18 protein-coding genes, 1 rRNA gene, 1 pseudogene and 1 riboswitch (1 of these 21 running past the window's edge) are annotated in these 25290 nt (G+C 38.4%); of the genes and pseudogenes, 4 read left to right on the top strand and 16 right to left on the bottom strand.

Going from position 1 to position 25290, the window contains the following annotated elements; all coding sequences use genetic code 11:
* The 8 genes and pseudogenes from MKZ18_RS03765 to MKZ18_RS03730 form a co-directional block, all read right to left on the bottom strand.
* Positions 1 to 1206, bottom strand: a 16S ribosomal RNA gene (locus tag MKZ18_RS03765) (it extends 347 nt beyond the left edge of the window).
* Between the two features lie 417 nt (positions 1207 to 1623).
* Positions 1624 to 2996 (bottom strand): annotated as a pseudogene (locus MKZ18_RS03760) (IS1182 family transposase); the annotation flags it as partial.
* A 143-nt stretch (positions 2997 to 3139) separates the two neighbouring features.
* Complete coding sequence (gene aceA / locus MKZ18_RS03755) at positions 3140 to 4420, bottom strand: isocitrate lyase (protein ID WP_025907645.1); 1281 nt, start codon at positions 4418 to 4420, stop codon at positions 3140 to 3142.
* Between the two features lie 398 nt (positions 4421 to 4818).
* The gene (locus tag MKZ18_RS03750; protein WP_061786402.1) at positions 4819 to 6078 is read right to left on the bottom strand and encodes a M48 family metallopeptidase; all 1260 of its coding nucleotides are present in this window, start codon (positions 6076 to 6078) and stop codon (positions 4819 to 4821) included.
* A gap of 184 nt (positions 6079 to 6262) precedes the next feature.
* On the bottom strand, positions 6263 to 7039 hold the full coding sequence (locus tag MKZ18_RS03745) for an enoyl-CoA hydratase-related protein (RefSeq protein WP_061786403.1): 777 nt from the start codon (positions 7037 to 7039) through the stop codon (positions 6263 to 6265).
* Between the two features lie 38 nt (positions 7040 to 7077).
* Positions 7078 to 8616 (bottom strand): fatty acid--CoA ligase family protein, encoded by a 1539-nt coding sequence (locus MKZ18_RS03740; RefSeq protein ID WP_061786404.1) that lies wholly within the window; start codon positions 8614 to 8616, stop codon positions 7078 to 7080.
* 259 nt (positions 8617 to 8875) lie between these two features.
* A complete protein-coding gene (locus MKZ18_RS03735) occupies positions 8876 to 9865 on the bottom strand; it encodes a lipoate--protein ligase (RefSeq protein ID WP_025907641.1) in 990 nt (329 codons plus the stop codon).
* Between the two features lie 15 nt (positions 9866 to 9880).
* Complete coding sequence (locus tag MKZ18_RS03730; protein WP_025907640.1) at positions 9881 to 10615, bottom strand: MBL fold metallo-hydrolase; 735 nt, start codon at positions 10613 to 10615, stop codon at positions 9881 to 9883.
* Positions 10616 to 10836: 221 nt separating this feature from the next.
* Here MKZ18_RS03730 and yhfH point away from each other — a divergent pair, with 221 nt between their 5' ends.
* Entirely contained in the window at positions 10837 to 10968 is a 132-nt protein-coding gene (gene yhfH / locus MKZ18_RS03725; RefSeq protein WP_064484053.1) for a protein YhfH, read from the top strand.
* Positions 10969 to 11145: 177 nt separating this feature from the next.
* Here the strand turns inward: yhfH and MKZ18_RS03720 are convergent, their stop codons facing one another.
* Entirely contained in the window at positions 11146 to 11310 is a 165-nt protein-coding gene (locus tag MKZ18_RS03720) for a Spo0E family sporulation regulatory protein-aspartic acid phosphatase (RefSeq protein ID WP_076513299.1), read from the bottom strand.
* Positions 11311 to 11621: 311 nt separating this feature from the next.
* A riboswitch (purine riboswitch) is annotated at positions 11622 to 11723 on the top strand.
* A 69-nt stretch (positions 11724 to 11792) separates the two neighbouring features.
* Between MKZ18_RS03720 and MKZ18_RS03715 the strand changes: the two genes are divergently transcribed.
* Complete coding sequence (locus tag MKZ18_RS03715) at positions 11793 to 12983, top strand: NupC/NupG family nucleoside CNT transporter (protein WP_061786405.1); 1191 nt, start codon at positions 11793 to 11795, stop codon at positions 12981 to 12983.
* Between the two features lie 356 nt (positions 12984 to 13339).
* On the opposite strand, the gene MKZ18_RS03710 is transcribed toward MKZ18_RS03715, so the two are convergent.
* From MKZ18_RS03710 to MKZ18_RS03700, 3 genes are all read right to left on the bottom strand, one after another.
* Complete coding sequence (locus MKZ18_RS03710; protein ID WP_025907637.1) at positions 13340 to 14926, bottom strand: response regulator; 1587 nt, start codon at positions 14924 to 14926, stop codon at positions 13340 to 13342.
* Entirely contained in the window at positions 14907 to 16730 is a 1824-nt protein-coding gene (locus MKZ18_RS03705; RefSeq protein WP_076513301.1) for a sensor histidine kinase, read from the bottom strand. Before MKZ18_RS03705 ends, MKZ18_RS03710 begins: the two co-directional genes overlap by 20 nt.
* A 156-nt stretch (positions 16731 to 16886) precedes the next feature.
* The gene (locus MKZ18_RS03700) at positions 16887 to 18176 is read right to left on the bottom strand and encodes an ABC transporter substrate-binding protein (protein ID WP_078990221.1); all 1290 of its coding nucleotides are present in this window, start codon (positions 18174 to 18176) and stop codon (positions 16887 to 16889) included.
* A 169-nt stretch (positions 18177 to 18345) separates the two neighbouring features.
* On the opposite strand from MKZ18_RS03700, the gene MKZ18_RS03695 reads away from it, so the two are divergent.
* Together MKZ18_RS03695 and MKZ18_RS03690 are read left to right on the top strand one after the other, a co-directional pair.
* Positions 18346 to 18522 (top strand): hypothetical protein, encoded by a 177-nt coding sequence (locus MKZ18_RS03695; protein WP_186317482.1) that lies wholly within the window; start codon positions 18346 to 18348, stop codon positions 18520 to 18522.
* 242 nt (positions 18523 to 18764) lie between these two features.
* The gene (locus tag MKZ18_RS03690) at positions 18765 to 20909 is read left to right on the top strand and encodes a peptidoglycan D,D-transpeptidase FtsI family protein (protein WP_144594203.1); all 2145 of its coding nucleotides are present in this window, start codon (positions 18765 to 18767) and stop codon (positions 20907 to 20909) included.
* A gap of 36 nt (positions 20910 to 20945) precedes the next feature.
* On the opposite strand, the gene MKZ18_RS03685 is transcribed toward MKZ18_RS03690, so the two are convergent.
* From MKZ18_RS03685 to hemE, 4 genes are all read right to left on the bottom strand, one after another.
* The gene (locus MKZ18_RS03685; protein WP_025907629.1) at positions 20946 to 21518 is read right to left on the bottom strand and encodes a TetR/AcrR family transcriptional regulator; all 573 of its coding nucleotides are present in this window, start codon (positions 21516 to 21518) and stop codon (positions 20946 to 20948) included.
* 122 nt (positions 21519 to 21640) lie between these two features.
* Entirely contained in the window at positions 21641 to 23077 is a 1437-nt protein-coding gene (hemY, locus tag MKZ18_RS03680) for a protoporphyrinogen oxidase (protein WP_061786119.1), read from the bottom strand.
* A gap of 72 nt (positions 23078 to 23149) precedes the next feature.
* On the bottom strand, positions 23150 to 24097 hold the full coding sequence (hemH, locus tag MKZ18_RS03675) for a ferrochelatase (protein WP_025907625.1): 948 nt from the start codon (positions 24095 to 24097) through the stop codon (positions 23150 to 23152).
* Positions 24098 to 24192: 95 nt separating this feature from the next.
* Positions 24193 to 25236: a uroporphyrinogen decarboxylase gene (gene hemE, locus MKZ18_RS03670; protein ID WP_025907624.1), complete on the bottom strand. Its 1044-nt coding sequence runs from the start codon at positions 25234 to 25236 to the stop codon at positions 24193 to 24195.
* Positions 25237 to 25290: the final 54 nt, after the last annotated feature.

The raw sequence follows: 25290 nt of genomic DNA, 5'->3' as shown, positions 1-25290 counted from the left end.
TGACGTCATCCCCACCTTCCTCCGGTTTGTCACCGGCAGTCACCTTAGAGTGCCCAACTAAATGCTGGCAACTAAGATCAAGGGTTGCGCTCGTTGCGGGACTTAACCCAACATCTCACGACACGAGCTGACGACAACCATGCACCACCTGTCACTCTGTCCCCCGAAGGGGAACGCTCTATCTCTAGAGTTGTCAGAGGATGTCAAGACCTGGTAAGGTTCTTCGCGTTGCTTCGAATTAAACCACATGCTCCACCGCTTGTGCGGGCCCCCGTCAATTCCTTTGAGTTTCAGTCTTGCGACCGTACTCCCCAGGCGGAGTGCTTAATGCGTTAGCTGCAGCACTAAAGGGCGGAAACCCTCTAACACTTAGCACTCATCGTTTACGGCGTGGACTACCAGGGTATCTAATCCTGTTTGCTCCCCACGCTTTCGCGCCTCAGCGTCAGTTACAGACCAAAAAGCCGCCTTCGCCACTGGTGTTCCTCCACATCTCTACGCATTTCACCGCTACACGTGGAATTCCGCTTTTCTCTTCTGCACTCAAGTTCCCCAGTTTCCAATGACCCTCCACGGTTGAGCCGTGGGCTTTCACATCAGACTTAAGAAACCGCCTGCGCGCGCTTTACGCCCAATAATTCCGGATAACGCTTGCCACCTACGTATTACCGCGGCTGCTGGCACGTAGTTAGCCGTGGCTTTCTGGTTAGGTACCGTCAAGGTACAAGCAGTTACTCTTGTACTTGTTCTTCCCTAACAACAGAGTTTTACGACCCGAAAGCCTTCATCACTCACGCGGCGTTGCTCCGTCAGACTTTCGTCCATTGCGGAAGATTCCCTACTGCTGCCTCCCGTAGGAGTCTGGGCCGTGTCTCAGTCCCAGTGTGGCCGATCACCCTCTCAGGTCGGCTATGCATCGTTGCCTTGGTGAGCCGTTACCTCACCAACTAGCTAATGCACCGCGGGCCCATCTGTAAGTGATAGCCGAAACCATCTTTCAATTTTCTCTTATGCAAGAGAAAATGTTATCCGGTATTAGCTCCGGTTTCCCGGAGTTATCCCAGTCTTACAGGCAGGTTGCCCACGTGTTACTCACCCGTCCGCCGCTAACGTCATAGAAGCAAGCTTCTAATCAGTTCGCTCGACTTGCATGTATTAGGCACGCCGCCAGCGTTCATCCTGAGCCAGGATCAAACTCTCCGAAGAAATGTTTGACTTGCTCATAAAAGTTTTAAAAAATTAACGTTGACGTTTGTCGCTTTGTTCAGTTTTCAAAGTTCAACCGCCGCTCTTAAGCGACTTTACTATCTTATCAAGTTATCAACTCGTTGTCAACAACTTTTTTTGTTTTTTATTTTTTTCTTAACTTACTTGTTATCTGTTCGTTAAGAACATTTATTAATATAACAAATAGAATACTGCTTGGCAATCCCAAAGTAATAAGTTTAAATTTTCAATTAGATTAAAGGGATAATTCCCCTCCCAGCAAAAAACACAAGTGAAAGCCACTTGTGTTTTTTGCTCAGATTGACGAGAAACCTGTAAGGTTCTCGTCAATCTGAGGCTCTTTTCATTTTTTATAGTGAAACAAGTAAACATTTCACAAACAAATAGTCGTTTTCCATAAAAATCGCCCATTACCTGACCTGTTTTGGTCAGGTAATGGGCGATTTTTTTCATGTTTTGACAAGCTGCCGTCAGATACGCCTGCATCTGGACAGACTTCAGCCCTCGATACCGGGCATATCGATACCCATTTAGCTCTTTTGCGTCGGCAAAGCTACGCTCAATCGTCGTGCAACGCATACGATAAAGTTGTTTACCTGCTTTTGTGCGCTTATTTAGACGCGCTTGTTCTTTGAATCTCTCCCAAATGTGACGTGTCACCACGCGTTGTTTTTGGGAAGCGGAAAAACAACCGTTTCTCATTGGACAAACGGCACAATCACTTGGATTTGATTTGTATGTACGATCTCCTGTGCGACTGGTAGTCGCATACGATAAAATGCACCCCATTGGACAAGCGAATACATCTTTTTCCTGTACGTAGTGAAACAGACGTTTTGGCACGTCTTTGTTTGACGATCCAAAACGCCGATAGCCCATCACCATAAAAATCCCTTTTTCAGAAAGGCGTTTACAAATATGGCTTGTAAAATACCCGGCATCTAATGCAACAGCTTCAACAGAAAAGCGAAACTTTTTTATTTGTATGTCAAGGCGGTCAAGATAAGGAACAGAGTCAGCCACATTGCCAGCTGTAATACAGGTGTCTGTAATAATATTATGTTTGACATCCACCGTTCGATGATCTAAATAATGAAAGCTATCTGGCTTTCCATCTCTCATCATAAAACCACTATCGGGATCCGTTGTACTGATGCGGGTTTGTTTTTGTAAGGCAACGCCTTCCTTTCGAGGACTTAGTTTTTTTTTCCGTTTTCAAGACGATCTTCGTTGACGGCTGCTTCTAACTCTTCCATATACGCTTGTCGGCGGGACTTCTTTGGTTGTTTTTCATATTTATGTTTATTTGCATTCGCTTTGATATGAGTCGAGTCTGTCATTAAAGCACGTCCACCAACCATGCGATGTTCTATCGCCTGGCGAACAATTTCATCAAAAATGTCTTCAAAAATCGTCGTATCTAAAAAGCGTGTTCGGCGATTAAAACTAATCGTCGAATGGTGAGGAACGGCATCCGTTAACGATAAGCCTAAGAACCATCGATACGCCACATTCGTTTGAATTTCTTTGGCAAGTTGACGTTCGGAACGAACGCCATAAAAGTAGCCAATAAACATCATTTTGAATAGCGTAATGGGATGAATGGAAGGACGTCCATTGTCTTCACAATAATAAGGAAGAAGCTTTTCTTCAATAAAGCTAAAATCAATTGTCGCTTCAATTGTACGCAAAAAGTGATTGGCAGGAACTAAATCTTCTACAGAAACCATCACTTGTTCATCTCGATGATTTTTAAGTGCACCCATCATGTTTCATCAACTCCAGTCTTTTTTTATCAGTGTTACCACTGATAAAAAAAGACAGACATAAAAAAGCTGTTGAGAACAAAGTTTCTCAACAGCCTGAGCAAAAAACACAAGTGAAAGCCACTTGTGTTTTTTGCTTCTTAATATTAATTACTTGTAAACTGCTCTTCTTCCGTTGATCCTTTTAGTGCTGTTGTAGATGATGTACCACCTGATACAACCTGAGCAACTTCATCAAAGTAGCCCGTGCCTACCTCTCGTTGATGCCTTGTTGCCGTATAGCCATTTACTTCGCTACTAAACTCTCTCTCTTGCAATTCTGAATAAGCCCCCATACCTCTATCTTTATATCCTCTAGCCAACTCAAACATGCTATGGTTAAGCGCATGGAATCCAGCTAGCGTAACAAATTGAAACTTGTAACCCATCTTCGCAATTTCGCTTTGAAACTTTTCAATTGTTTTTGCATCAAGTTTTTTCTTCCAGTTAAACGAAGGTGAACAATTGTAAGCTAACATTTTACCAGGGAACTTTTCATGAATTGCATCCGCGAACTGTTGTGCTTGCTCTAAATTAGGCTCAGATGTCTCACACCAAATTAAATCAGCATACGGTGCATAAGCTAACCCTCTGGCAATTGCTTGGTCCAAACCAGCTTTTGTACGATAAAAACCTTCTGCAGTCCTCTCTCCTCTAATAAACTGTTTATCAACCGGATCAATATCGCTTGTGATTAAATCTGCAGCATCTGCATCAGTACGAGCAATTAATATAGTAGGAACTCCCATAACATCTGCAGCTAATCTAGCAGCAATCAAATTTTTAACTGCCGTTTGCGTAGGAAGTAAAACTTTTCCTCCAAGATGACCACATTTCTTTTCAGAAGATAATTGATCTTCAAAGTGAACAGCAGATGCACCTGATTCAATCATACCTTTCATTAATTCAAAAACGTTTAGCTGTCCACCAAACCCAGCTTCAGCGTCCGCAATGATTGGAGCAAAGTAATCCACTTCTCCTTCTCCTTCTAAATGTTGAATCTGGTCGGCACGTTGGAGCGCTTGATTAATTCTTTTTACAACATGCGGAACGCTATTAGCTGGATACAAACTTTGGTCAGGATACATATGGCCGGATAAATTGGCATCTGCCGCTACCTGCCAGCCGCTTAAATAAATAGCTTTTAACCCTGCCTTGACTTGCTGAACAGCTTGATTTCCAGTTAATGCTCCTAATGCATGAATGTAGTCTTCTGTCTGAAGCAAATTCCAAAATTTATTGGCACCCCTTCTAGCCAATGTATGTTCAATATCAATCGAGCCTCTTAAACCAATTACTTTTTCTGCTGAATATGGTCTTTCAATTCCACTCCAACGCTCATCATCTTTCCAACTATCCTCTAATTGCTTTACTCTTAAATCGTTCACTTTAATATCCCCCTTGCGATTTTCTCTTCTTTTTAACTTCTTTACTAGCTAATAATCCGCTTACATGTACTTGTTAGAAACAACACATCAACTTTATAAGTGTGAGAGTTATAAGAATGAAAGTTGGATTTTATTCAGCGTATATTGGGATGCATCCGCTTCTTTGTTAAGTAATATGAAACGCTCCGCTATTTTTATAACTTTACATGTTATGAGAGTCACAACTCCTCCTTATCACTTTGTTATAAAACAGATAATATTTTACAATGATTATTATATAACAGTATATTCAAAAGATGAACCCTTGCTTTTACGAATTTTCTATATAAGCAAGGGTTTCACACCTAAAACCCTTGCTGTTAGTAGGTTTTTACTTATATTTACTTTCTTTATAACAGTTATTCTTCTTTATTATGCTCTTCCATAAACTCAATTCTTTCTAAAATGGTTGGATGACTATAACGAAATACTTTCACAAGAAACGGAGGGTTTACCTGAGATAGACCTGAACGACTGAGTGCTTGAAACGTTTTGACCGCCGCTTCCTTGTCTTCCGTTAACTCTAAAGCATAAGTATCTGATTGCACTTCATGGTGTCGAGATAATAAGTTTGTAGCTGGACTAACCGCAAACGTAAGAACGGAGAGCAACAGTAAGATTAGAGGTAATGATGATACATCCTGAAATGATTTAACCTTTAAGTTAGTCCCCCACTTACGCATTATCATGTCTGACAGCTTCTTTGTCATCCATAACCCAACCAAAGAAAGCACTAGAGCACTGGCAATTCCAACATAGATATGCTTTTTCACATAGTGTCCCATTTCATGAGCCATGATAAATAAAATTTCATTATCGCTTAATTTATTTAAAGTGGTATCCCATAGTACAATCCTTGAGTTTGCACCTATCCCTGTTACATACGCATTCATTGAATTTGTCTTTTCAGACATATTTACTTCATATACATGATCCGTAGGAATAGATGCTTCATCTGCTAAGTGGAGAATTTTTTCTTCTAACTGCTTATCCTTCAGCGGATAAAAGTCATTATATAAAGGGTCGATGACGACCGGCTGAATAAATGTGATAAATAGTGTAAAAGGAATTGATAATAGCCATGCATAAAGCCACCATCTTTTTGGCGACTTGTTAATTAGAGTATATAGAACAAACACGATTAAGCACATCATAATAAGACTTATCCAAAAGTCAATAGTCATATCCTTCATCCAGCTTGTAAAAGGTTGCGTTGTAATATTATAGGCCATCGATAATTTGTAGCTAATCCAATCAAGCGGGAACGTAAACACCTGTAAAAGCAATGATAGCCAGAATACGTAAATAGCAGTTTGCAAAGCACTCATTTTCGTAATGTCCTTTGCCCACTTACTAAATTTACGCGAGAATCCCAGTACTAGAACTAAAACAAAGCCCAACCATTCATATGGAACAGAGAGAAAAAATAAAAAATCTTTTATTTGTGAATATTCTTGTGCTAATACAAGTTCTCTCTCATTCATAAAAGTGGCCGGATCACCACTTGTTCCTTTTAACGCATCAGGAATAGAGGTATCGCTCCATTGAAATAAATAAAGCCATATTAATACAGCGTATACAACAAATAAAGTAAACGAACCAAGTACAATTTTTTTCATATAAACCCCTCCTTTTAAAACCATCCAAAAGTGTACAAACAGTTATCAACTATTATTATTGTAGGTTTCATTCTGAAATTTAGAACAAAATTATTGGGTTCTTTTACTTTATATAGGGAGGTTTCCCGTTATCCTTTTCCATAGAAAAAGAACTGCCGCTATCGACAGTTCTCTTTCATTCTATTTATCTTCCTTTAAAGACAGGCTTTCTTTTCTCTGCAAAAGCTGTTAAAGCTTCAATACGATCTTCTGTTGGAATCGTTAACTCATACGCTTTCCGTTCAATTTGCAATCCCGTCTGCAAATCCACTTTCATTCCTTCTTTAATAGCAAACTTTGCTTGTTGCAAAGCAATTGGTGCATTTGCTAATATGCGGCTAATAAAACCGTCAACAACATCGTTTAATTCATAGAGTGGACTAACCTTTGTCACTAATCCAACCTTTTCTGCTTCCTGTGCTAGTAACCGCTCTGCTGTTAGAATTAGCTCAAGTGCTTTTGTTTCTCCAACAATGCGAGGCAATCTTTGAGTTCCACCAGCACCAGGGATAATTCCCAAGCTTGTTTCAGTTAATCCAAGTCCTACATCCGCTGCAGCAAATCGAAAGTCACAGGCTAAAGCCAACTCCATTCCTCCACCAAAAGCATAACCGTTAATGACGGCAAGCGTAGGTTGTGGAAGCTGTTCAATTTTAGAAAACACTTCACCAATTTTAAAAATATTCCGCTTTACTTCTTGGTCAGTAAGTGTTTTTCTTTCTTTTAAATCTGCTCCCACGCTAAATGCTCTTTCACCTGCACCGATAAACTTCACCACTCGCACATCTGGATCAATACGAGCTTTTTCTACCACCTGCTCTAGTTCACATAGCATGTCGTAGTTAAATGCGTTCATCGCTTCCGGGCGATTTAAAATAACTGTAGCGACTTGTTTATCCTTATCATACACAATAGATTCCATAGTACCCCCCTATTCTGAAATCGCTTTCAGTTTTTTATTTACTTTCCTAATAACTCTTTTCGTAAAGCCTTTCGCAAAATCTTCCCTGTAGCATTTTTCGGCAACTCATCTAAAAACGTAATGCTACTTGGAATTTTATATTTCGCTAAGTGAAGTTGACAGTAATCAAGTAGGTCTTGTTCACTAACAGCAGCATCTTTAACTACAACGTAACATTTAATTTGTTCACCAAATACAGGATCTGGAACACCAAGTACTGCCACTTCTACAACGTTAGGGTGTGAATACAACACTTCTTCCACTTCTCTTGGATACACGTTATATCCACCTACAATAATCATATCTTTTTTGCGATCTACAATATAGAAATAACCTTCGGGGTCCATACGAGCCAAGTCACCTGTATACAACCACCCATCTCGAAGTGCATGAGCTGTATCCTCCGGCAGCTTATAGTAACCCTTCATGACGTTTGCACCTTTAACAATTAACTCTCCCACTTCTCCTACGGGAACTTCTCTTCCTATTTCATCAACTACTTTATTTTCGACATTCATAATGGAAGTTCCAATAGAACCAGGCTTACGCTCTTTATCAATCGGATTAAAGCACGTAACCGGAGATGCTTCTGATAAGCCATATCCTTCGGCAACAACCACTCCGAATTGTTTTTCAAATTCTTTTAATAAAGCCACCGGCATTGATGCTCCCCCAGATATGCATAAACGTAGCGTCTTCACTTTTTCTTGAGCACCCTTATTCGATTGTAAAAGGAAGTTATACATCGTTGGCACACCAGCAAAAATTGTTGCTCTTTTCTCTTCCGCAAGCTGAAAGAAAATAGTTGGACTAAATTTAGGCATCACTAAAACTGTGCCCCCATTCATCAGCGGGGCATTCAGCGCAACAGTTAAGCAAAAAACATGAAACATTGGCAATGCAGCTACTACTCGATCTTCGCCATTAATACTTAAATAATCAGCGACGTCTTTAGCATTTTGATAGACGTTTTTCTGAGTAAGCATAGCGCCTTTTGGTTTACCTGTTGTTCCAGAAGTATATAAAATTAAAGCTGTGTCATCTTCATCAAGTGTTGGGAATTTATATGTAACGTCTTGGTGTTGTACAATAGATGAAAACGAATGAATATCATTTGAAGATAGAAAATTGTGTTCTTTTTGAAGGCTACTCTCACAAACAACCAAATGCTCAAGCGCAGATATTTCTGCTTTCATTTCTTCCAACAAAGGTACTAAAAGATCAAGCGTAATAGCTACCTTTGCATCGCTGTTCTGTAAAACATACGTGATTTCCCCTTTCGTGTAGGTTGGATTAATCGGAATAACTGTAGCGCCAACTCTTAAAGCACCATATAATCCAATAATAAAATGCGGTGAGTTTCCAAGTAATAATGCAATATGGTCTCCTTTTTGAACTCCTAACCTTTTTAAACCGTTTGCAAATAAAGTGATAGAGGTATCAAGATCAGCATAAGTGACTTCTTTATCCAAAAACACGTATGCAATCTTTTCAGGATACTGCTTCGCAGTGGTATGAAGCTGTAACGACAAATTCAATTATTCTCCTCCTCTCGCCATAATGAATGAATAACCATTCATTATTTAGGCGTAATATTGGAAACTTTCTTACTATATTATACTTTTTTTTATCTATCGTTGACAAGACTCTTATAAAGATAAGACTGACTTTAAATTTTCTCCATTACAAACGATTACTGCAGCTCTTATAGTTCTCTTACTTTTTATAGCTTCTTACTATATAAATAAAAAGCAGGCTAGAAAAGAATTAAGTTCTTTTCTAGCCTGCTTTACGCTCTTAATAAATAAGATCAATAAACTCTTCTTTTTCAACGTTCCCAAAATAGTGCTTCACATCAACATTTTCTAGTGCTGCTGCAATACTCGATCTTTCGTATCGGATGTTCGTTAACTTTTCTTCGACTTCACTAACATCTCCTACTCCAAAGAAGTCTCCATAAATTTTACATTGTGTAATAGTACCTTTGCTTACTTCTAAGCGCACATCAATTTGTCCAACTGGAAAACGGTGAGCATGCTGCACGTTAAATTTTGGTGATTTCCCATAATTCCATTCCCACGTTTGATAACGCTCGTTCGAAATTTCGTTGATTTTTTCCCAATCTTTTTCAGTCAACTTATATTCTTTAATATTTTCTTCTCCATCAAAAATGTAGCGTAAGATAAGCTGTTTAAATTCATTTACGGTAATTTTATCCGTTAAAAACTCACTGATATTTGCTACGCGACTTCTAATAGACTTAATACCTTTGGATTCAATTTTATCTTTTTTTACTTTCAACGCAGATACAACATTTTCAATTTCAGAATCAAATAAAAGCGTTCCATGACTAAACATACGACCTTTTGTTGAAAACTGTGCATTCCCAGAAATTTTACGTCCTTCGGCTAAAATATCATTACGGCCACTTAATTCTGCGTTTACTCCCAGTTTTGCTAATGCTTCAATAACAGGCTCCGTGAATTTCTTGAAATTATGAAAACTTTCCCCATCATCTTTCGTAATAAAGCTAAAGTTGAGGTTACCCAAATCATGGTACACAGCACCTCCACCTGATAAACGGCGAACAACATGAATTCCTTGATCTTCTACGTATTTCGTATTGATTTCTTCAATTGTATTTTGATTTTTACCAATAATGATAGACGGTTCATTCACGTAAAATAATAAATACGTTTCGTTAATATCTAAATGCTTAAGCGCATACTCTTCGATTGCTAGATTAATTCTTGGGTCATGTATATCTCCGTTGTTAATGTATAACATTTTTCTTTTATCCTCCTACTTATTCCATTGTAATCCTGAACTTGCTAAAAAAACGTTCCCTGTAAACTCGTTTTTTGCTTCTACTACTAATTGTTCTACTTCTCCGTAGTGTGGCAGATGCGTTAGCATTAGTTCTTTCGCGTTAGCACCGTGTGCTAACTTCCCTGCTTCGGTACTCGTCATATGCCCTGCCCCGCTTCCATTCTGGTGAGCATAGAAGTTGCATTCACAGATTACTAAATCAGCTTGCTGTGAAAAAGGCACGAACGCATCAATGTAGCTAGAATCTGCTGTATACACGACAGCTTTATCTCCAGCAGAAATTCGCATCGCATAGCATGTCACAGGATGCTTTGTTTGTAAAAATGTAATGGTAAATGGTCCAACTTCTAGCGATTGATTAGGGTTATAAGAAACCCCTTTTGTAATGCCAGAATGTGTCAGCTTTTCAAACGCTGCTTGATCGTATGTATGTCCATAAATAGGTAATTCTTTCACATCATTTCCTAAGTAAGATTGAATTAATCGAGCATATTGAAGTACGCCAATATCAGCAACATGATCATGATGATAGTGAGATAAAATAACTGCGTCAAGTTCTTGTGGAGCTACGTACTTTTGCAACTGTCCAAGTGCTCCACTTCCACAATCCACTAACAACTTATAGCCATCATGTTCAAATAAATAACTAGAGGTTGCTTCTGACACGCCAGGGTATCCACCCCAAAAACCAACAACTGTTACTTTCATCCAAGTTGTCCTCCCTTTCTGAATGCCTTTAGCCCTAGTATACCCCAGGTCCATTTAAAATCTAAACAAAAAAGGATGGAACAAGAATTGACAGATAACTAACTGTTATATAACAAATTACATTTTTTTATAAAAAAGGGCTATTTTTGTTCTAAAACACAGTTGCCAAAATAAAACTGTTATAATACAATGTTAATAACAAACAAACGGAGGCGATGGAGATGTTAGAAAAAATGTCTGATTTTTTCAAAAAATTACCAACTAAAAAGTGCTTAGAATGCGGTCAAGAGATTGAAGAGCAGCATGAATGCTATGGAAATAAATGCGATAACTGTGTAGATGTTATGAAATAGTAAGCGGTTACGTCAAAAAGGCTCTGTTTTATAACAGAGTCTTTTTGACGTAACCTTCAGTATTTATGCTACTCTTTTCAATTATCAAACAAATAAAGGCCTTTTTCTAACGTATTTAAGCAATTTTAGTTGAGCCGCGCATACTCATTTTGCTTACAGAGAAAGAAAACTATTCATTTAATCACAGGAATTCTTCAATTTTTGATACAAAAAAATTTTTTTATCTAACTCCTGGCTAACTTTTAGAATCGTGCCATAAGAGTACTCATTCGTTTCCTTTGCCAAGCGATAGATAATATCTTGTAAAGCACGAATCTCCTTTTCTAACTGAGATAGTTTCATCCAGTTACTTCATCCCCTAGGTTAAATTTCAACTACTTCATAATATCATTAACACCCGCATAAATTCATAGTTTTTTTGTAATAAATGCCATAATATTAGGCTAATCCAAAAAAGGAGAGCGATTTTTTATTCTCTCTCCATTTTTTATCTAAAAACAGGAAATTTGATGCTTTAGCCCCTGCCTTTTAACTAGATGGATAACATATATGTTATCGCTTTTCTATGAAAAAAGAATATTTATAATATATAAACTTCTTAAAATACATTAATTTAATGTTGTCATACAATAGTCATATTGATAGAATGAAAACACATTTTTATACGCTTCCTTTGTATAATCGCGATAATATGGATCGCAAGTTTCTACCTAACAACCGTAAATTGTTAGACTATAAGGGAAAGCGGTACGTATGAGGTAAGACTTACTGCTGCTTTCTCCTATAGCTGGGAGGAAGCAGTTTTTTTATAGGAGGATTCCATCATGTCTTATCTTATCGGTCTACTATCACTTGTAGCAATTTTGTTTGTCAGCTGGCTTTTAAGTACAAATCGAAAAATTTTTCCTTGGCGTACGGTTCTCGTAGGTCTTTCACTCGAAATTTTATTTGTACTTTTTGTTCTTAAAGTACCTCTAGGTCAAACTTTTCTTGAAAAAACGGCATTAGGTATTCAAAAAGTTATTAATTATAGCAATGAAGGTGTTCAGTTTGTGTTCGGTGGTTTTTTTGAAAACACCAATATTACTTCTGTTTTTGCCATTAACGTACTAACCGTTATTATCTTCATTTCAGCTTTAGTGTCTGCACTTTACTATTTACGAATCATTCCTTTTTTTGTCCGCATCGTCGGAATTATCTTAGGAAAAGCTCTTGGCACTACGCAAGTTGAAACGTTTAATGCGGTTGGAAACTCATTTTTAGGGCTTGCTGAAGCTCCTTTACTCGTAAAACCTTACCTTGACAGGCTTACAAGATCTGAGCTTTTTGCTGTTATGGTAGGAGGAACAGCTTCTGCCAGTGGTGCAATTCTTGTTGGGTACTCTTTAATGGGAATTGATATGAAATATTTGCTCATCGCTGTCTTTAGCGTACCTCTTGTTTCAATTATTATTGCAAAAGTTATGTTACCAGAAACAGAAGAGTCTCAAACAAAAGAAAATGTAGCAATGGAAAAAAGCAATCATGCAAATGTGTTTGAAGCGATGGCAGACGGAACAGCAAGCGGTGTAATGCTAGCTTTAAATATCGGTGGTCTTTTAATTGCTTTCATTAGTATTCTTGCGTTGGTTGACGGGGCACTAGGCCTTGTAAACATAGATTTAGCAACCATTTTCAGCTATTTATTTTATCCTTTTGCTATTATTATTGGTATTCCTTTCTCAGATGCTTTACAAGCTGCTTCTATTATCGGAACGAAGCTTGCCGCTAACGAATTTGTTGCGTATTTAAGCTTAACTGAAGTGATGGATGAGCTATCGCCAAAGACCGTAGCAGTTCTTTCAATTACTTTATGTAACTTTGCGAACTTTTCATCAATTGGACAGCTTATTATCGGCTTAGGTTCTTTAGCCCCTTCTAGACGAAAAGAAGTTTCGAAACTCAGCTTGCGCGCAATCATTGGTGGAACATTAGCAAGCTTCATTACGGCTATTCTTGTCGGTGTATTTATGTAAATAGAAGTCTGACGACAGACGTCATACTAAAAAAAGGAGTTTGGGACATAACAAAATGATTGCTTCTAAAAGACGAACAATAGCTGTTCCAATCTTTTTGGTTTGTCTGAACACGTTCGTTCCATTGCGCTACGGCCACTCGCTTTCCGCGGGGAGGAACCTGAGCTTCCTCGCTGCGCTGCGGGATCTCAGTTTTCCCTCTCTTTCCCGCAGGAGTCGAGTGTCCTACGCTCCATTCCACCCTGTTTCCAACATTGTTTTCACAATCAACAAAAAACCTGAACGATTAAAAGTGAGAAACTCTCAATCGTTCAGGTTTATCATTAGCTGAATTACTTATGTCCCAGCCTCTTTTTTTAAACGGATAGTTGGCGGTATTCATTTGGAGTTAATCCTTCTAATTTTTTAAACACTTTACGAAAGTATTTATCATCTTGATACCCAATCATATTTGCTACTTCATAGATTTTCAGCTGCTCATTTTTTAATAAGGACTTTGCTTTGCTCATTCGAACTTTTACAATATAGTCAGAAATGTTTTCCTGAAATTCTTGTTTGAACTTTCTTGAAATGTACTCTCTGCTTAAATAGAAGCGTTCTGCAATTTCCTGAAGCTTCACGTCTCGATCATAATTCATCTGTAAAAACTGCTCAATTTCATAAATAATATCGCGGTTGTTTTTTTGCTTATCTCGCTTCACAATATTTAAAAAGCGTACAATCTCTCTTTGCTTTCGATTCATATATCTATCGAAGTCAAATCTGCCTTTCACATCAAAAAAAGCGGCCAGCGCCTTCTCATAGTGACTTTGCGCATTGTATGAAATCTCGTATTTTTTTAACCAGTGTTCACTAAGAAGCTGATACTCTTTTTCAATATGCAACAACTCCTTTAAAGATAAATAATTGGCCTGCTTCACAGCATTCTTCACTTCATCAAAAATCGTTGTAAATGCATCTATTTTGCCTATTTGCATTCCTTCTACAATCTTTGTATTGTAGTCCATCAAATTTAACAATACACTACCTCTCTTTAAACTACCCGCACTCTCATAGAACTCAACGCAACTGTCAGCTAGCACGTTGCTCGCTAACAAAGCATCTTTTGCTGTTTGATAGGATTCTAGCAATACTGAAACGGATTCAACATGACGCCCCTTAGCAAGTGGACAACATACGTTGAATGCTAAGAAAATCTCTTTGTGTAGCTTGTTCAAAAGCTGCTTGATTTCAGAGAAATGGTCCCAGAAAATCATTACGATTTCGCCCTTTTGCGATAAATAACGAAAAGCGACCCCATTCTCCTTTTCAACTAAAAGCTCATTAGCCACGTTTAAAATTGAAAAATAAGCTAAGTCACGATCTCCACCAAATGCTTGGATTGTCGCTTCGTCAACTCGAATAATAGCTACTTCATACTCACTGTTTGAGTGAAAGCCAAGCTCTTCATACACCGCATCCTGCAGCACATAGTTATTAATAATTTGTGTCAGCTTACGGTCTCGGTACATAGGCTTCATCTCATTAATTAACTGATAGCTGTTATTATGCTGTTTGCGCTCGTTCTCTTCTTTATGCCATTCATTAACTGCTCTAGTTAACGTGTCATTTAAGATTGAAGGGTCGACAGGCTTTAAAATGTAGTCGGTTGACCCAAAGTGAATGGCTTTCCTCATGTAATGGTAATCATCATAACCCGTTACAACAATGGTTTTCGTATGAGGAGTATGTTCTTTCATCCATTCCAACAGGGCAATCCCACCCATATTCGGCATCTTCATGTCTGTAAAAACGATTTGTGGTTTTTGTTCTCTTATAAGCGCAATCGCTTGCTCACCGTTTTCAGCTTCAATAATGCTTTCAATGTGATGCGTGTCCCAGTCGCCTAAGAGCTTAATTCCTTCACGAACGTGTTCTTCATCATCAACAATCAGGACTTTCATTATGATCATCTCCTTTGTTTAGCTCAAGTGGTAAAATCATTGTTACTGTAAAATATTCATTTTCTTTACTCTCAACTTCCATTTTTGCTGCGTTTTCATAGTAGATCAATAAGCGGTCTGCAATATTTTGCAAGCCTATATGCTCTCCTGTATGCTGATTAGACATCGCTAAGCTTTCATGTAAGGATGCTAATGCTTTCTCATTCATTCCTTTTCCATTGTCTCTTACGCAAATTTGAATAAAGCTTTCTTTTATTAAAGACGCTGAAATCGTTAGCTTTCCATCTCCTACTCTTGTTTCAAATCCGTGCTTAAAAGAATTCTCTACAAGCGGCTGTAAAATCATCTTTGGAACCAATGTCCTCTTTAACCTTTCGTCAATCTGAAATTCATACGAAAACTTAGAGCCAAAGCGTTGTTTTTGCAAGGCTAAAAATGCTTCAGCATGATTCACTTCCTCAGTAAGAGTTACAATATCTTCTTTCATATTCATACTGTACCTCATCATATTTGAAAGAAGTGTTAATAGCTTATAGACTTCGACCGCTTTATGTTTCAATGCAAGCGTGCCAATCGATTGAAATGCATTGTATAAAAAGTGAGGATTCACTTGGGACTGTAACACTTTGAGCTGCGTTGATTTATTTTCAATTTCCAAGCGGTACTTTCGCTTAATTAAATCATTAATCGTTTCGACCATGGATTTAAAATGCTGACCTAACATACCAAATTCATCGTTTCCTAATGTTTTAAACCGAACCACAAAGGAGCCTTTCTCAACTTCTTTCATATTTTGAATTAAAATTCGAATCGGCTCTGTAAATCGTACTGATACAATCAATGTAGCAATAATAATCATTAATAAAAACGGTAATCCAATTAAAACATTTATTAGAGCGGTTCTCCTTGCATCTTCATATAAAACACTATAAGGAATTCGCTTTACGATATGCCATCCATCAAATGGAGCTGCTAGTTTGTCATAAACGAGTACTCCAGAAAACTTTGAATCTTCCCATTCTACGCTATGAGATTCCTTGTTTTTCAATTGGTGAATCCACTTATATTTTTGTGTTGTTCCAATTGCTTTTTGATTTGATGAATACATGATCATCCCATCATCATTAATTAAATAAAAGTCTTCTTCTTCTTTATTGTATAAGCTATCCGAAGTAGATTTAATTTTAGACAAGTCAATGTCTATTGACAGAAAGCCTAACAAGTTGTTAGAAGGTACTTCATTGATCATGTGATGAAAGCTAATGACTTGCTTCGGATCAGAGTCTAAAATGGTCGATAAATTGTTGTAGCTGTATACTTTATGAGTAGGTTCAATTGATAGAAACTGCTGTTTTTCTTTTAACCTGGCATAATAAGAATGTGAATAAATATCTTCATACTTTTTCCGACTGCTAATTTTAGAATTGTATACCGTATAAGAATCTTGTCCATTTTCAATATATAAATGAAGCTGCCTAATTTCTGGTCGCGTATTAAATAAATAAGATAGCGTTCTTCGCACTTCTAATTGACTTGCCCCTAAATCATTATTTACACCTTCTTGTAATACTTTAATAAATGGATAATAGCCGTATAAACGCGGTGTAATATCAGAAATTTCCTGCAAGTATGTGCTCAGATCCTCACTACCGCTTTTGACTACTTGGTAATTCGTCGAAATAAAGCGGTTTTTCACAGTTTCTTTTGTATATTGATAGGTGAACACGTTTGAGATAATAAACGGTACAACAGTCGCAATGAGTAAAAACAAAATAAGCTTTTTGCGAATGCTCCACCCCTTCATCACACCCCTCCTTCTTCTTACTATTCGATAAATTATATTGCATTGCTATCATTATACAATAAAAGCGCTTTCAATCTACTTTTTTTTTACAGCTTCATCACAAAGAAGCCTTCTATATGTCTATCCTATACCATACAGAAGGCTTCCATTTTACATTTATTTTTTCATTTTCGCCCAAATTCCATCTAACTTTTTCAAGAACTCATCTTCTGAAATTTGATCTCCTGCATAAGACTGCATTGCTGCTCCAATTTCTTGTACAGCGCCGTCTGGATACTTAAACCAGTTCCATGATAATGTTTTGCCTTCATCAGAGTATTTTAAGATATCGTCTGATAAAGAATCGATTCCTTTTCCATCAATGCTCTTAAATGCTGGGATAAACTTAAATTCTTCTACTAAGAATTTTTGGCCTGTTTCAGATGTTACCAGCCAGTTTAAGAATTTTTTTGCTTCTTCTTTATCAGCTTCTGGAGCGTTCTTATTAACTACCCAGTTATTTGGTACACCAACTGCTAACTTATCATTTTTCTCTTTATCGTCGCTAATTGGCATTGGGATAAAGCCCATTTCCATATCTGGATTGATTTTTGTAATCATGTTTACAGTCCAGTTTCCTTGCTGCATCATCGCTGTTTCGCCCGCAGCAAACTGCGTTACTTGCGTATTATAATCCGTTGTTAACGGATTATCATTTCCATATTTTAGCGTTAAGTCAAATAAATCCATAAATTGCTTAAACGTTTCGTTACCTTCAAACTTTGCAGTACCCTCATTTAACCCTTTAATGAAAGCATCAGGATCATCCTGCTGAGCTACCGGAATATTAAACAGGTGATTTCCTAATACCCACCACTCACCGTATCCATTTGAAAATGGCGTAATTCCTTTTGCTTTTAGCTGCTTAGACGCTGCTTCTAACTCTGGTAATGTAGTTGGCAACTCTTTTATACCAGCTTTTTTGAATAAATCTTTATTGTAAATAAAACCATATCCTTCAAGGTTTAAAGGCTGACCATAAATCTTTCCATCAACTGTCATTGGTTCTTTTGCAACGTCATACAAATCATCAACCCAAGGTTGATCAGAAAGGTCTTCTAGCTTTTCTAGCCATGTTTGTGCTTCTTGGAACCCGCCGTTATTAAACAAGTCTGGCTCGTTACCAGAAGCAAACTGCGCTTTTAAAGCTGCACCATAATCTGCGCCTCCGCCAACTGTCTGAATATTAAACGTAACGTTTGGGTTTTCTTTTGTATATGCATCCGTTACTTCTTTTAACTGTTCAGCAATTTCCACTTTAAACTGGAACATATCAATTACAACTTCGTCCCCTGAACCACCGCTTGATTTTGTTGTTGACTCTGAACCAGAATTCGAGCATGCAGTTGCAAATAACAATGATGAAGCTAATACCCCAGATAACAATGTAAGCCTTTTCATTTTCATTTTATATACCCCCTTGATTGTCAGGACCCTAATTCCATTGTAACGATTATAGGTAATTTGAATAGGAGACAATATTGAACAAAAGAGTGGAAAATATTGATAACCTGTTCAAGTCACAAGAACTGTTGGCCATATTCTCTAACTCTTCTATCAATGGAAAACAAGCAATTTGAAGAAAAATCAAGACTCGTTGCGCGTTCCTTCTCTACTCCAAACCCAACAAGTAAAAGGGTTTCTTCCTACTCAAGAAGCCTGTGATTGGAACGAAGGTTGTGAGACTCCTACGGGATTAGCGAGACAGATTGAAATTCCGCAAGAGCGCAGTGACGAGGAAGTTCAACACTAGCCCCGTGGAAATCGAACAATCCTAAGTGAAAATCACTACTGATTGCGTGCCCTCTTCACTCTCCAACTCTATTTCAAACGACTAATAACCCAAACCTTTTTTCCCAGATTGTGATAATGCGAAAAATTGGATGCGATTAATTTCTTAGAACTATTCCACCTAATAACAAATTTAGACATAATTATGTTAAGATGTAAGATAGTAGATTGATAGCTCTATTTTCAATAAGTGAAGGTGTTTATATGAAACAAAAGAAAAGAAAAAGAAATCATGTCTCTTTACGCGTCAATATATTATTCTTTATTGTATTTATCCTATTTTCTGTTCTCATTTTGCGCCTTGGAATCGTCCAAATCGTTCATGGTGAAAGCTATAAACGCGAAGTCGAAAAAACCGAGGACGTCACGGTTAATACGCCTGTACCAAGAGGAAAAATGCTCGATCGATACGATCGTGTTATCGTGGACAATAAACCTTTAAACGCGGTTACTTACACCCGCTTAAAAGGCGTAAAACAAAAAGAAAAGCTAAAGATTGCAAAATCATTAGCTAAAATAATTGATCTTCCTGTCACAACAAATGTGTTTGGCGATGAGGATCAAAAAAGCGATGATAAAAATATCGTTAAGCTCACTGAGCGTGACTTGAAAGACTATTGGATTGCAACAAATCCAGAAGAAGCAAAGAAAAAGATTACGGATAGCGACTTGAAGAAAGTAGAACAAGGAAAATTGAAAGAAGAAGACCTTTATCCTCTACAGCTAAAGCGCATCACTAAGAAAGAACTCAATACCTTAAAAGATGATTTAGAAGTCATCGCGATTAAAAGTAAAATGGAAACTGGCTATGAGTTAACGCCTCAAATTATAAAAAGTGGATTAAACGACCAAGAAATGGCCGTTATTAGCGAACAGCTCTCTACTTTACCTGGCGTTGATGTGACAACCTATTGGGACCGTATGTATACATATGACAGTCTCTTAAGTACGCTACTCGGTAACATTACGTCCGCTGATGAAGGACTGCCGCGTGAGAATTTACAATACTACTTATCACACGGCTATAGCCGAAATGATCGCGTCGGAAAAAGTTACTTAGAAAAGCAGTATGAAAACGTACTGCGTGGACAAAAAGCCCGCATTCAGCACGTAACTGACCGCTCTGGAAACATTTTAGAAGAAAAAATTGTATCGGAAGGTCAACGTGGTAGCGACTTAGTCTTAACCATTGATATGGAGCTTCAAAAACAAATTGAAGAAATTCTGACTAACGGATTGCTAAAAGCAAAAGCAGCCAAACCTGGAACTAGCAAATTAGATCGTGCATTTATTATTATGATGGATCCACATACTGGTGAAATTTTAGCTATGGGCGGGAAGCAGCTTGTTTACAATGACAAAAGTAGCAAATTAGAAGTAAAAGACTTTGCGCTCGGTAATATTACTACCTCTTATGAAATGGGGTCAACCGTTAAAGGTGCAACCATTTTAGCAGGGTTGGATTCAGGAGCTATTAACTTAGGCACTGTATTTTATGACTCACCGATGTACTTTAAAGGCGGTGGCAAGAAACAGTCTTCTCACCCAATTGGATCTGCTGGCATCGGTCGCGCGTTAGAACAGTCTTCTAACGTATACATGTATAAAACCGTTTTAAGCATGGCTGGAGAAAACTATGTACCGCATGGTGCTCTTAATATTCCTCGAAAAACGTGGGATCAGCTTCGTTCATACTACAGCCAGTTTGGTCTAGGCGTCTCAACAGGTATTGAGCTAGACAACGAAACTACAGGGATGATTGGAAGTGACTATTCTTTACCTGGTAAAGCGCTCGATTTGGCAATTGGTCAGTATGACACGTATACGCCTCTACAGCTCGTTCAGTATACAGCTACTATCGCTAACAACGGGTATCGTTTAAAGCCTCAGCTTGTGAAGGAAATTCGTGAGCCTGAGCTTGATACGGAGCTGAAAGGCAGTGTACAAAAATCCGTTGAACCGGAAGTATTAAACCGCATTACAATGAGCCAAGAAGAAATCAATGCTGTGAAAGCTGGATTCCGCCGCGTAATGACAAACGGAACTGCAAAAAATGAGTTTAGTTCAGAGCCCTATAAGCCTGCCGGCAAAACAGGAACAGCTGAGACTTACAACCAAGGGGTAGCCGTTCGTAACTCTAACTTAATTGCCTACGCACCTTACGATAATCCAGAGGTTGCAATGGCGGTTGTTGTACCATCTTCTTACGTAAAAGGCCCTGGACATGCGTTAAATAGACAGTTAGGTCAAGCGGCTCTACGCGCTTACTTCGACTTAAAGAAGAAAGGTGAACAAGAGCTAGGTGAGAAAGAAAAGCAACAAGAAGAACATAACCAAACAAATGATTAACGAAAAAGCCGGACTTCAATGAAGTCCGGCTTTTGTTTATTTAGTAAATAACCCTCTCAAAAAGTACAGTTCAATTAGTTCACCAATTTGCTGCTCAGATAGCGGCTTATGCTGTTTTTCCCAATCATAAACTAACGCAATGTACATTTTCACGAGTAAAAACGCCGTCACTTCTGGGTCACAGTTTTGAATTTCACCTTTTGCAATGGCTGCTTCAATTCTATTTTTTATATACGTCAAAATTTCGTTTTCAACCTGTACCAACACGTCTTTTACAGCTGACGTACCCATTTCCTGTTCCTGAACGAGCTTGAGCATAAGCTGATGCTCTGTTCGAAATTGGAGCATGCGATAAATAGCAGCTTGAGCATTTTCAAAAAACGTGCGCTCAGAAGAGATTGCTGACTCTGCTTGTTGCAGCATATCTCGAATCATTCTAGACACAATTTCATCAAAAAGCTCTTCTTTGTTTTTAAAAAACGTATAGATAGTTCCTTTTCCAACATTCGCCATTTTAGCGACTTGGTCCATTGTCGTTGCCTTATAGCCAAACAGTGAAAACGATTTTGACGCTGCGTCTAGCACCGATTGCTTTCGATCAATTGCCAATTGATACACCCCTCTTTTTTGACCAAATGAACATTACGGTCAATTCGTACGTTGTAACTATAGCATAAACCTGTCAGCCGACGCAACTCCATGAGAATTTTTACAGAAAAAGCGAAGCAGGTTTACTTCTGCTCCGCTTTTTCTGCTTGAAAATATTTCAAGACTTGCTTCGCTGCATTCTCACCTTGTTCGATGCAGTCTGGTAACCCAAGTCCTTCATAAGAGCTTCCCGCTAGATATAAACCTTTCAGCTGTTCTTCAATGGCTTGATTGATTTCTTCTAAACGCTCTTGATGTCCAACCGTGTATTGAGGCATTGCTTTTTTCCATCGCGTCACCACATAGAATTCTGGTTTTTCCGTAATCTGCATAATGCGATTTAAATCCTCTAATACCACTTGAACAATTTCTTCGTCGGACTGATCGACAATTGCCTCATCTCCTGCTCTTCCCACATAGCAGCGTAGTAGTACTTTACCGTCTGGAGTGGAATGAGGCCACTTTTTATGAGTCCACGTACAAGCCGTAATTGTATAATCGCTGTTGCGAGATACAACAAATCCGGTACCGTTAATATCTTCTTTCACTGCTTCTTTCGGAAAAGCCATCGCTACTGTAGCAACAGAAGTAGACGGCATCTCACGAAGTGGTTCAAATATTGGATAGTGCGACAACATCGATTGAGCAGCGAAATGAGGAGAAGTGATAATGACTGCATCGGCAGTAATCTCTTTTCCATTGCTCAATGTTAAATCATATCGTTCACCCATACGGTTTACTTTTTCAACTTTAACTCCTTTGACGACCGCCAACGGATTAAGCTGCTCTTCAATTGCATCAACAAGCGACTGCAGGCCCTTTTTCAACGTTAAAAAAGCACCTTGCTTTTTTGCATTAGCATCCTCCGCTTGCTTAGGCTGAAGTTCTTTAAACTTCTTCATACCGACAATTAAACTTCGATGTCGCTGCTCTGCATGTAAAAACTGTGGAAACGTTGATTTTAAGCTTAAACGGTCAATGTCTCCTGCATAGATGCCGGAAAGCAAAGGCTCAATTAAGTTTTCAACAACCTCATCGCCTAAGCGTCTTCTAAAAAACATGCCCAGTGATTGGTCACCTTCTTGCTTTGTTTTGGGAATAACAAAATCGGCAGCGGCGCGCAGTTTACCAATCGGAGAAAATAGACCCGTTGTCACAAAAGGAGAAATCTTTGTTGGCACGCCCATCACGGCACCTTCTGGCATTGGATGAAGGTTTTCTTTCACCAATACGTAAGACTGGCCGGTTGAGTTATGAACAAGATCATCCCCTAATCCTACTTCTTTTACCAGCTTAGAGCCCGGTAATTTACGTGCTAAAAAGGAATCGGGACCTCTTTCAATTGTAAAACCATCACGGGTTACGGTTTGAATTTTCCCTCCTAATCGATGGGTTGCTTCAATTAATTGAAATTCATACGGCAAGCCTTTCTCTTTAATTACTTTTTGTAAGTAATAGGCAGCTGAAAGACCTGTTATTCCACCACCGATGATAACAATCTTTTTGTTTGCTTCCGTCATGTAATCATCGCCTTTTCATTAAAATTCAATAGAAAGAGAAGCGGCTAGGGTCATAGCTCGCTTCTTCTATTTTTATTGATTTTCAGATTCGTTATTTAATTTCTTTAACACCACTGTTGCTAATGCATCAATAAATTCTGGCTTAGCATTTGGCATTTCCGGACGATAGTAGTTTGCACCTAATTCATCCGTCACAACCTTGCATTCATAATCATTATCGTACAACACTTCAAGATGATCCGCAATAAATCCTACAGGTGTATATACGAAAGAACGGTATCCTTTATGCTCATACAAATCACGTGTTAAGTCCTGTACGTCTGGACCAATCCACGGATCTGGCGTATTTCCTTCACTTTGCCAGCCAACTTCGTAATTGCTAACTCCCGCACCTTCAGCAATAAGGTCTGCCGTTTCCTGTAGTTGCTTCGGGTAAGGGTCTCCAGCTGCAATGATTTTCTCTGGAAGACTGTGAGCTGACACGATAAGTACAGCTTTTTGTTTTTCATCGTCTGACATTAAATCAAACGTTTGTTTAACTTTCTCGACCCAATAATTAATGAACTTAGGCTCTTTATACCAGCTTTCAATTGAATGAATAACCAGGCCACCTAGCTTTTCAGCCGTTTCTTTTGCACGACCATTGTAAGATTTCACACTGAACGTTGAGAAATGTGGAGCAAGCACAATGCTAACCGCTTCTTTAATCCCATCTTTATGCATTTGTTCTACTGCTTCTTCAACAAATGGTTCAATGTGCTTAAGACCAAGGTAAGCCTTAAACTCAATTTCATCTTGAATTTCATTTAAATGCTGCTCAAGACATCGCATTTGCTCTTCGGTGATTTTCGCTAAAGGTGAAATACCACCTATTGCTTCATAGCGCTGTTTTAAGTCTTCAAGCGCTTCAGCAGATGGCTTTCTTCCTCTTCTAATATGCGTGTAATATCTTTCAATATCTTCTTCTTTATATGGGGTACCGTAAGCCATTACGAGTAACCCCATGACTTTTTTACTCATGATTTACACCTCTTTGTTAGAATTCGTCTGTTTCTACATTTTCTCACGAACAAAAATAAAAAGACAAAAAATAAGGCTCCGTTTTTTTTGACAATTTATTGTCTATTTATTGAATATTCATGAATAAAAGCAGTAAGCCTTTTTAACGTCTCAGGATTAACCTGTGGAAATACACCGTGTCCTAAGTTAAAGATATAGCCGTCTTGCTGCATTCCTTGATCAAGGATAGTTTTTGCACGTTCTTCAATAACTTCCCAAGGAGCTAGTAAAATTGCTGGATCTAAATTACCTTGTAGCGTTTTAGTTAGGCCAAGCTCTCGTGCTTCCTGAACTTGCATACGCCAATCGAGACCTACTACATCTAGCGGAAGGTCGTGCCATTCTTTTGCTAAGTGACTTGCTCCTACGCCAAACATGATAAGCGGCACATTCTTTTCTTTTAGCTCTGTAAAAATGCGATTCATTACTGGTTTAATAAAGTAGCGATAGTCTGCTACATTTAACGCGCCAACCCATGAATCAAAGATTTGAATAGCTCTTGCTCCAGCATCTATTTGTGCTTTTACATATGTAATTGTCATATCCGCTAACTTATCCATTAATGCAAACCAAGCTTTTGGCTCCGTATACATAAATGCTTTTGTCTTATTGTAGTTTTTAGAAGGTCCGCCTTCAATCATATAGCTAGCTACTGTAAAAGGTGCACCAGCAAATCCAATTAAAGGAACGTTCAGCTGCTCCGTTGTTAAAAGCTTGATTGTATCTAATACATAGGCTACATCTTCTTCAGGCGTAATATACCCTAAGTTTTCAACATCTTGCATTGAACGAATTGGGTTTGAAATCACAGGACCAATACCTGTTTTAATCTCAACATCCACTCCAATTGCAGGAAGCGGTGTCATAATATCTTTATATAAAATAGCTGCATCGACTCCGTACTGCTCAACTGGTAAGCGCGTCACATAAGCTCCTAATTCAGGCTGATGCGTAATTTCAAACAATGAATACTTTTCTTTTAAAGCACGGTATTCCGGCTGAGAACGGCCTGCTTGACGCATATACCAAACTGGTACATGATCCGTCTTTTCTCCTCGGCATGCTTTTAAAAATGTATCATTCATCAGTTGTTGACTCATGGCTTCCACCTTTCTCTATCTGTTCGTCTCAAGTACTATTTGTTTTTCCTAATC

It is taken from the genome of Priestia sp. FSL W8-0001, assembly GCF_038050335.1.
In the GTDB taxonomy this organism is placed as follows: Bacteria; Bacillota; Bacilli; order Bacillales; family Bacillaceae_H; genus Priestia; species Priestia flexa.
The sequence above is the reverse complement of the archived record's forward strand: the minus strand, read 5'-3'. Positions and strand labels throughout refer to the sequence as shown.

Coding starts and splice junctions, on each gene's coding strand:
- yhfH (WP_064484053.1), top strand. CDS start 10,837: ATGTTAGAAAAAATGTCTGATTTTTTCAAAAAATTACCAACTAAAAAG.
- MKZ18_RS03745 (WP_061786403.1), bottom strand. CDS start 7,039: ATGGAATCTATTGTGTATGATAAGGATAAACAAGTCGCTACAGTTATT.
- MKZ18_RS03690 (WP_144594203.1), top strand. CDS start 18,765: ATGAAACAAAAGAAAAGAAAAAGAAATCATGTCTCTTTACGCGTCAAT.
- MKZ18_RS03750 (WP_061786402.1), bottom strand. CDS start 6,078: ATGAAAAAAATTGTACTTGGTTCGTTTACTTTATTTGTTGTATACGCT.
- MKZ18_RS03700 (WP_078990221.1), bottom strand. CDS start 18,176: ATGAAAATGAAAAGGCTTACATTGTTATCTGGGGTATTAGCTTCATCA.
- hemY (WP_061786119.1), bottom strand. CDS start 23,077: ATGACGGAAGCAAACAAAAAGATTGTTATCATCGGTGGTGGAATAACA.
- hemE (WP_025907624.1), bottom strand. CDS start 25,236: ATGAGTCAACAACTGATGAATGATACATTTTTAAAAGCATGCCGAGGA.
- hemH (WP_025907625.1), bottom strand. CDS start 24,097: ATGAGTAAAAAAGTCATGGGGTTACTCGTAATGGCTTACGGTACCCCA.
- MKZ18_RS03730 (WP_025907640.1), bottom strand. CDS start 10,615: ATGAAAGTAACAGTTGTTGGTTTTTGGGGTGGATACCCTGGCGTGTCA.
- MKZ18_RS03705 (WP_076513301.1), bottom strand. CDS start 16,730: ATGAAGGGGTGGAGCATTCGCAAAAAGCTTATTTTGTTTTTACTCATT.
- MKZ18_RS03715 (WP_061786405.1), top strand. CDS start 11,793: ATGTCTTATCTTATCGGTCTACTATCACTTGTAGCAATTTTGTTTGTC.
- MKZ18_RS03710 (WP_025907637.1), bottom strand. CDS start 14,926: ATGAAAGTCCTGATTGTTGATGATGAAGAACACGTTCGTGAAGGAATT.
- MKZ18_RS03735 (WP_025907641.1), bottom strand. CDS start 9,865: ATGTTATACATTAACAACGGAGATATACATGACCCAAGAATTAATCTA.
- MKZ18_RS03720 (WP_076513299.1), bottom strand. CDS start 11,310: ATGAAACTATCTCAGTTAGAAAAGGAGATTCGTGCTTTACAAGATATT.